Here is a 6,886-nt window from a genome sequence, read left to right on the forward strand (position 1 = left end):
TGCGCCGCATGTCCTCGACCTTCCTCGACACGCTCGACACGCCCGCCGCCATCGTGGACCTGGACCGCGTGGAGCGGAACCTCCAGCGCGTCGCGGCCTACGCCCGCGAGCATGGGCTGCGCTGGCGCCCCCATACGAAGACCCACAAGACCGCGGAGCTGACCGCGATGCAGGTCGCGGCGGGGGCTACTGGCGTCACGGTGGCGACGGTGTTGGAGGCCGAAGTCATGGCGTCCGTGTCCGACGACGTGCTGCTCGCGTATCCGCCCGTGGGCTCGCACAAGCTGGCGCGGCTGATGGCTCTGCCCTCGCGCGTGCGGCTCAGCGTGGCGCTCGACTCGCATGAGGTGCTGGAGGGTCTGGCGCGTGCGGCCCGGGACGCGGGGCGCACCGTGGGCGTGCTCGTGGAGGTGGACCTGGGCATGCGCCGTGTGGGGCTGCGCACGACGGAGGAGGCCGTGGCGCTGGCGCGCGCGGCGGCGTCCACACCCGGCGTGGCGTTTCGCGGGCTGACGTTCTACGCAGGCCACATCCGCGTTCCCCAGGCGGAGCTGCCCTCGGCGATGAATGCCCAGTCCGAAGCGCTGGCGACGTTCGTGGACGCCCTGAGCCGCGCGGGCTTGGCGCCGGAAGTGGTCAGCGGCGGCTCCACCCCGACGCTCTGGCAATCCCATACCGTGACGGGCCTCACGGAGATCCGCCCCGGACTCAACGTACTGAACGACCGGAACGCGGCGGTCATCGGTGCGTGTGATTGGACGGAGTGCGCTTATTCGGTCCTGGCCACGGTGGTGAGCACCGCCGTGCCGGGACAGGTGGTCATCGATGCGGGGGCCAAGGCGCTGGTGAAGGAGGAGGGGCTGGCGCCGGGGTATGGCGTCCTGCTGGACCGCCCGGAGGTCGTGGTGAAGAACCTGTCGGAGGAGCACGGCCTGCTGGACGTGTCCGGCACGTCATGGCGCCCGCGCATCGGCGAGCGCGTGCGGGTGGTGCCCAACCATGTCTGTGTTTCCGTCCCCCAGCATTCCCGGCTGCACGTCGTGCGGGGTGACTCGAGCGTGGCCACGTGGGAGGTCGCGGCGCGCGGCTGGTGACAGCCCTTGCATGTCTCCAGGCCGTCAGCTTCTGGTCGGCGCACTGCCACTGGCAGGGGGGATGCCGCTCACGGTTGCGTGTCTAGCCTTTCGCCGGTCGCCGGAAGGACTTCCGGCCGGGAGGCGGCATGCACAAAGCAAAGGGTTTCTTCGCCACAATGGCCATCGCGGGACTGGCCCTGGGATCGCCGGATGCGCTCGCGGCGGACAGGGAATCGCTCGACGCCCGGCTCCAGCAGGCGAAGACCGTTGAATGCGACGTCCAGTGTGGCGACGTCATCACCCAGCACACGAAGCTCACGCATGATCTCTCATGCCCTGGCACGGACGAGCCCGCGCTCCGCGTTGAAGGTGACGGCATCGTCCTCGACCTGGGCGGTCACACCGTGAGCCGCTCGGGTCCGGTGCAGCGGGATACCCTGGGCATCGTGGTCGCCAGCGACAGCATGGTGCGCAACGGCACGATTCGCGGCTTTCAGCGAGGTGTCCAGACCCAAGGCGCGGCCTATCTGCGGCTGCACGCACTCACGTTCGCGGACAACGGCGCCGCAGTCTACAACTTCGCTGGGAACTACTTCCTCGTCACGAACTCGCGCTTCATCGGCAATGGCGCCGGGTTCTCCAGTGAGATTGACGCGTCCGCGGGGACGTTCGACGTGAGGTCGAGCCACTTCGAGAACAACCGCCTCGCCATCTACCTGGACAGCCACACGGCCGACGTCCTCAATTCGACCTTCACGTCGAACGAGGTCGTCGTCTACTGCTTCGCTGGCAGTGCCCGCATCCGGTCGAGCACCCTCTCCAGGAACCAGGCCGTGGTCAACGCGGCCTACCAGTTCCAGAGCCGTGACATCTGCGATGAGATCCGTTTCGAGGGCTCAATCATCTCGAGCAACACCGCGCTCGGCCCCACGGAGGCGCCGGCCTGGAAACTGGCCCGCTTCGCGATGCTCGACACCCTGGTCGTGGGCAATGGCAGTGGGCTCACGGCCGAAACGTGGCGGGTCTATGCCCATGGCAACACCTTCTGGAACAACGCGGGAGGGCTGACCCTGGCCGACTCTCCCATCGTGAGCGGTCCGCAGACCGGCATCGTTCGCGCCAACCGGTTCCTGAACAACGCCGGTGACGGCCTCCGCGTCCTGCCGCCCAGCAAACCCACGGTGATTGGCAACCTGGCCGTGGGCAACACGGGCTGGGGCATCCATGCGCCCACCGCCTACGACGGCGGCGGCAACGTCGCGAGGAACAACGGCGCGGGCCAGTGCGAGGGCGTCACCTGCACGCCCTTCTGACCCCGCTGCGTGTTCAGACGATGCGCTGCAACTCCTGCGTCAGCATCTCCTCCAGGTGCCGGATGTTCCGGTAGACGAGGCACCGGTAGCTGGACACGTCGAAGCGCAATTCCTTCACGTCGCGCACCAGCATCAGGGTGGGCTTGCCGCGTCCCCAGGCATAGCCCACCTCCAGATAGACATTGGGGTTCGCCAGGGACAGGTCCGCGATGACGACCTTCGCGGTGTCGATGCGGTCCCGGATGCGCTGGATGATGGGACCGTCGAAGACGGCCTGGTCCACGCGCTCGCACAGCAAACCGGACGCCTTCACGGGGTTCAGGATGCCGTAGTGGTAGGTGTCCTCCAGCTCCGGCGCGAAGGGCATCGCCACGAAGGCATGGGGCTTCTCGTTGGAGTTCGCGCCCGCGGAGGCCATGGGCAGCGCCTGGACGAAGCGGGACGTCCGCAGGACGCGGAAGCCCGTGGCCCCCATCAGCGGCTCCACCCCCGGCGTGAGCCCCAACCCCAGCGCCATGGCCTTGCGCAGCCGCTCCACGCGCTTGGGGTTCAGCTCCACCACCGTGATGCGCTCCAGGCCACGCGGCCCGCTGCCGCGCTGGAACGCGTCCACGAAGCCGCCCACCAGGGCCAGCACGGCCTCGTCCTCGTCCAGGCCGTAGTTGGGGCCGTGCACGGTGCACGCGAGGTGGCGCACCTCGTTCCGGGGCTCCAGGAGCTGGAGCGCGCGCACGGAGAACTGGCGGATCTCGTGGTAGCCGAACTGCCGCAGCCGCACCGTGCCCAGGAAGAGCACCAGGGGCGCGCTCAGGCTCTTGCGCGTGTCGATGAAGCGATGGTCCCCGGGGAGCAGGTCGAAGGCGTCCATGGCGACGCCCGCCGCCTCCAGCCGGCGTGACACCGCGCCGTCCGCCCCGTGGAAGCCCTGCGCGTACTTCAGCAGCACGGCATCCGCGGCCGTCTCTCCCACGTCCCCCAGGTCCACCACGACGTCCAGCGTGTCTCCCATGGGCCCGGGACTGTAGGGCGTCCCGGTCCGCCCACGCCATCCCCAGGGACTCGCCCCCCCTCGGAAGGAGGCCGAAACACAGACGGGACCGGCGCCGTCAATCCCTGCTCAAGGACGCCTCCCGCCTGCCCGGTTGTCTTTCGCCCCACCTCGGCGCTGGCTGTGAAGCGCTTCACAGTCCGCCGTCCGGACTCCCCGGTAGCATTTGGGCACCATGTCCCTGTTCGCGCGCCTGCAGGCCCTGCTGTCCGCCCACCCGTCCGCCCCGGCGCCGTCCGCCGGACAGGCGTCCGCGACCTCCACCGTGTCCACGGCGGCGACCGGTGCCCCGGCGGACGGGGAAGGCGCTCCCGCTCCGCCTCCTGTCTGCACGCGCTACCTGCCCGCGGGCCAGGTGGTGGTGCGCGAGGGCGACCCGGGAAACTCCATGTTCGTCGTGCTGGAGGGCCGCGTCGCGGTGCTGCGCGGCGGCGACCCCGGCGGCAACACGGAGGTCGGCCGCCTGGGGGCCGGCGAGTTCTTCGGCGAGCTGGCGCTGCTCACCGGCACGCAGCGCACGGCCACCATCGTGACGGTGGAGGACGCCGTGCTGCTGGAGCTCACCCAGGCCGGCGTCCGGGAGCTGGGCAAGGACTACGGAGTGAAGGGCGAACAGATGCAGGTCACCGCCCGGGAGCGCCTGCTCGCGGACGCGCTGCGCAGCAACCCGCTCATCGCCGCCCTGCCCCCGGAGGTGCAGCATGAGCTGGGGGACGCCTTCGTCCCCTGCACCGTCCCCGCCGGAGAGACGCTGCTCACCCGGGGCCAGCCCGGCGACGCGCTCTACGTCCTCATCCGGGGCCAGTGCGAGGTCTTCCATACGCACGACGACGGCCGCCAGTCCCCCTACCCCACGCTGGAGGAAGGCGCCCTGTTCGGGGAGATCTCCCTCCTGCGCAGCCGCTTGGCCACCGCCACCGTGCGCACCGTGACGCCCTGCACGCTCCTCAAGCTGGAGCGCGACGTGTTCAAGAAGGCCTTCCTGGGCCAGCCCGACCTGCGCGGCGCCCTGGTGCGCCTGGGCCTGGAGCGGCTCAAGCACACGATGGAAGTCATGGGCGGGCCGAAGTAGTCCGCGGACGTGAGCGCGGGCCTCCTGCTTCAGCCGTGGAGGGTTTCTCCGGCCTCCAGCATCGCGACGAACTTCTCCAGCCGCCGCACGCGCGTCTCCGGCTTCTTCGCGTCGTGGAGCCGGAAGAGGATGGCGTAGCGGTTGGCGCTCTTGAGCGTGGCGAAGAACGCCTTCGCCTTCGGGTTCTTCTCCAGCGCGGCCGTCAGGTCCGCTGGAACCTCGATGGTCTTCGACCCGGCGTACGCGGCCTCCCAGCGGCCATCCGCGCGCGCGGCCTCCACCTCGCGCAGGCCCGCGGGCTTCATGCGCCCGGCGGCGACCAGGGCCTCCACCTTGCCGCAGTTGATCTTCGACCACTTGCTGCGCGGCTTGCGCGGCGTGAAGCGCTGGAGCCAGTACTCCGCGTCGAACGAGTCCTTCTGCCCGTCAATCCAGCCGTAGCAGAGCGCCACCTCCAGCGCCTGGGCATACGTCACGGACGGGATGCCGGACTCCAGCTTCGCGAGCTTCACCCAGACACCGGGCGCGTCCGTGTGGTGCTTCTCCAGCCACTTCTCCCACGCCTTCTCGGACGCGAACGGCACGACGGGGAGCTCCTGCTTCGCCTTCATTCGGGGACACGCCTTTCGCGCCGGGTTCAGGACATTCGCACTCTACCGGCGGAAGGCGGCGGGCGCGGAAGGCGTTATGAAACACGCCATGGCTGATTCCACCCCTCCTCCGCCCAACGCCGTGCCGCCCTCGCTCGCCCGCGTGGCCTTCCACGCCGTGGCGGCCGGCCTCACCCCGCTCATCCCCGTGCCCTTCCTGGACGACTACGCCCTGCGCCAGGTGCGCGAGCAGGCCGTGCGCGACCAGTTCAAGGAGAAGGGCCTCAAGGCGCCGGACAAGGCCGTGGCGGTGCTCGCCGGCTCCTACGACGCGCGCAGCGTGGGCGGACGGCTGGTGTCCTATCTCAAGACCGTGGCCCTCTTCCCGGTGCGCAAGGTGTTCCGCAAGGTCTTCTTCGTCCTCTGGGTGAAGGACTGCGTGGACCTGACGAGCGTGTGCCTGCACCACGGCTACCTGCTGCGCCACGCGCTCGAGCGCGGTGACCTGGACGCGGCCTCGCTCCAGGGGGACACGCCCCGGAAGGTGCAGGCCGCCATCATCGCCGCCTGCGGGGAGATGGACGCCCGCCCCATCAACCAGGCCCTGCGCCGCATCTTCCGGAGCAGCCGCGTGCTGATGGCCGAGGCCGCCCTCGCCTTCCTGGAGCCGAAGCGCGCCAGCGCCCGGGAGCCCGACCCGAAGGGCGAGAGCGAGGAGGTGAGGTCCCTCACCGACCGGCTCCTCCAGGAGCTGTGGGAGGAGCGCGGCTACTTCACCGCGCTGGAGGCCCACTACGACAAGCACCTCAAGAGCGGCCTTGCGCCCGCGGAGCCCTGGGCCGCGACGGGCAGCTGAACGCCAGGGCTCAGGGCACCGGCGCGGCGGCGGTCTCCAGCGGCGCGCGGATGCGGGCGGAGAAGTCGTCCCGCCCCTGCGCCGCCAGGGCCCGCGCGTTGATGTGGTAGCGCTGGCGGACCTGCGCCAGCGGCACGTCCGTGTCGATGATGCCCAGCGCGTAGGCCAGCTCGTCCGCGAACGCCGGCAACAGCGTGCGGTGGTCGTACGGCACGTCCTTCGTGGCCACCTTCTCGAAGTGGCGCACCAGGTTGGTGGTGCAGTTGCTGGTGAGCGTGTCGTAGAACTCCGGCTGCGTGTGCAGCCCGTTCATCCGCTGCACCATGTCCATGAAGAACGCGGTGATGCGCTCCTTCGACGCCGTCACCGGATACACATAAACGTCGTCATGCCGGAAGTTGGACCGCAGCTGCACCAGGTCCCGCTCGTCGCCCACGACGTAGGTGATTTCGAAGCGGCGGAACAGCCCGCCCAGCGCGGAGAACGTCTCGCCCTTCTCGCGCCGCACCTCCACGGAGAACACCACGTGGCGGCCGTCCTGGAAGCCGAAGCTCACCATCGTGTGCGCGGCGCCGTAGACCCCGGAGAAGGGCTCCACGATGAACGATGCGCCCGTGAGCGCGTCCGTGTCGTAGGTGGCCGTGTACCAGGCCGGGTCCCAGTCCGTGGTGCTGCGGTAGCGGAAGTCACGCACCTCGTGCAGCGTCACCTTCGAACCGGCCACCTCCGCCCACGGCGCCCGCAGCAGGTCCGGTGCCCAGTCCCGCGTGTTGGAGGCCTGGAACGTCCGCACCCAGCCGTACACGGACACGCAGCCCAGCAGCATCACCGCCACGCTCCAGCGCCGCGAACGCCACCGCCACGCGGCCACCGCCAGGGCCGCCAGGCCCACCGCGATGAGCGCCCGGGCCCCGTGCGCCCCCTCCGGTCC

The 6,886-nt window shown here is 70.0% G+C and carries 7 protein-coding genes; 4 read left to right on the forward strand and 3 right to left on the reverse strand.

Features of this window, described 5'->3' with window-relative positions:
- Window positions 1–8 precede the first annotated feature (8 nt).
- Window positions 9–1,094, forward strand: coding sequence for a D-TA family PLP-dependent enzyme (locus D7W81_RS16470; RefSeq protein ID WP_120556339.1), 1,086 nt, complete (start codon window positions 9–11; stop codon window positions 1,092–1,094).
- A 128-nt stretch (window positions 1,095–1,222) separates the two neighbouring features.
- Complete coding sequence (locus D7W81_RS16475; protein WP_120556329.1) at window positions 1,223–2,389, forward strand: right-handed parallel beta-helix repeat-containing protein; 1,167 nt, start codon at window positions 1,223–1,225, stop codon at window positions 2,387–2,389.
- A gap of 13 nt (window positions 2,390–2,402) precedes the next feature.
- On the opposite strand, the gene D7W81_RS16480 is transcribed toward D7W81_RS16475, so the two are convergent.
- Window positions 2,403–3,398 carry a TIR domain-containing protein gene (locus D7W81_RS16480; protein ID WP_120556330.1) on the reverse strand — a complete coding sequence of 332 codons (996 nt, stop codon included), beginning with the start codon at window positions 3,396–3,398 and terminating at the stop codon, window positions 2,403–2,405.
- A 214-nt stretch (window positions 3,399–3,612) separates the two neighbouring features.
- Between D7W81_RS16480 and D7W81_RS16485 the strand changes: the two genes are divergently transcribed.
- The gene (locus D7W81_RS16485; protein ID WP_120556340.1) at window positions 3,613–4,509 is read left to right on the forward strand and encodes a cyclic nucleotide-binding domain-containing protein; all 897 of its coding nucleotides are present in this window, start codon (window positions 3,613–3,615) and stop codon (window positions 4,507–4,509) included.
- Window positions 4,510–4,538: 29 nt separating this feature from the next.
- Here the strand turns inward: D7W81_RS16485 and D7W81_RS16490 are convergent, their stop codons facing one another.
- Window positions 4,539–5,150, reverse strand: a complete 612-nt coding sequence (locus tag D7W81_RS16490) for a YdeI/OmpD-associated family protein (RefSeq protein WP_438503362.1) — start codon at window positions 5,148–5,150, stop codon at window positions 4,539–4,541.
- Between the two features lie 58 nt (window positions 5,151–5,208).
- Between D7W81_RS16490 and D7W81_RS16495 the strand changes: the two genes are divergently transcribed.
- Window positions 5,209–5,955, forward strand: coding sequence for a hypothetical protein (locus D7W81_RS16495; RefSeq protein WP_120556332.1), 747 nt, complete (start codon window positions 5,209–5,211; stop codon window positions 5,953–5,955).
- A 10-nt stretch (window positions 5,956–5,965) separates the two neighbouring features.
- On the opposite strand, the gene D7W81_RS16500 is transcribed toward D7W81_RS16495, so the two are convergent.
- On the reverse strand, window positions 5,966–6,886 hold a 921-nt coding region (locus tag D7W81_RS16500; protein ID WP_120556341.1), incomplete at its 5' end, for an Lnb N-terminal periplasmic domain-containing protein.

This window comes from Corallococcus aberystwythensis, from assembly GCF_003612165.1.
Classification (GTDB): Bacteria; Myxococcota; Myxococcia; order Myxococcales; family Myxococcaceae; genus Corallococcus; species Corallococcus aberystwythensis.

Bases quoted from the DNA above. Each gene is read 5' to 3' on its own strand.
- D7W81_RS16470 (WP_120556339.1), top strand. From the start codon at position 9: ATGTCCTCGACCTTCCTCGACACGCTCGACACGCCCGCCGCCATCGTG.
- D7W81_RS16475 (WP_120556329.1), top strand. From the start codon at position 1,223: ATGCACAAAGCAAAGGGTTTCTTCGCCACAATGGCCATCGCGGGACTG.
- D7W81_RS16480 (WP_120556330.1), bottom strand. From the start codon at position 3,398: ATGGGAGACACGCTGGACGTCGTGGTGGACCTGGGGGACGTGGGAGAG.
- D7W81_RS16485 (WP_120556340.1), top strand. From the start codon at position 3,613: ATGTCCCTGTTCGCGCGCCTGCAGGCCCTGCTGTCCGCCCACCCGTCC.
- D7W81_RS16495 (WP_120556332.1), top strand. From the start codon at position 5,209: ATGGCTGATTCCACCCCTCCTCCGCCCAACGCCGTGCCGCCCTCGCTC.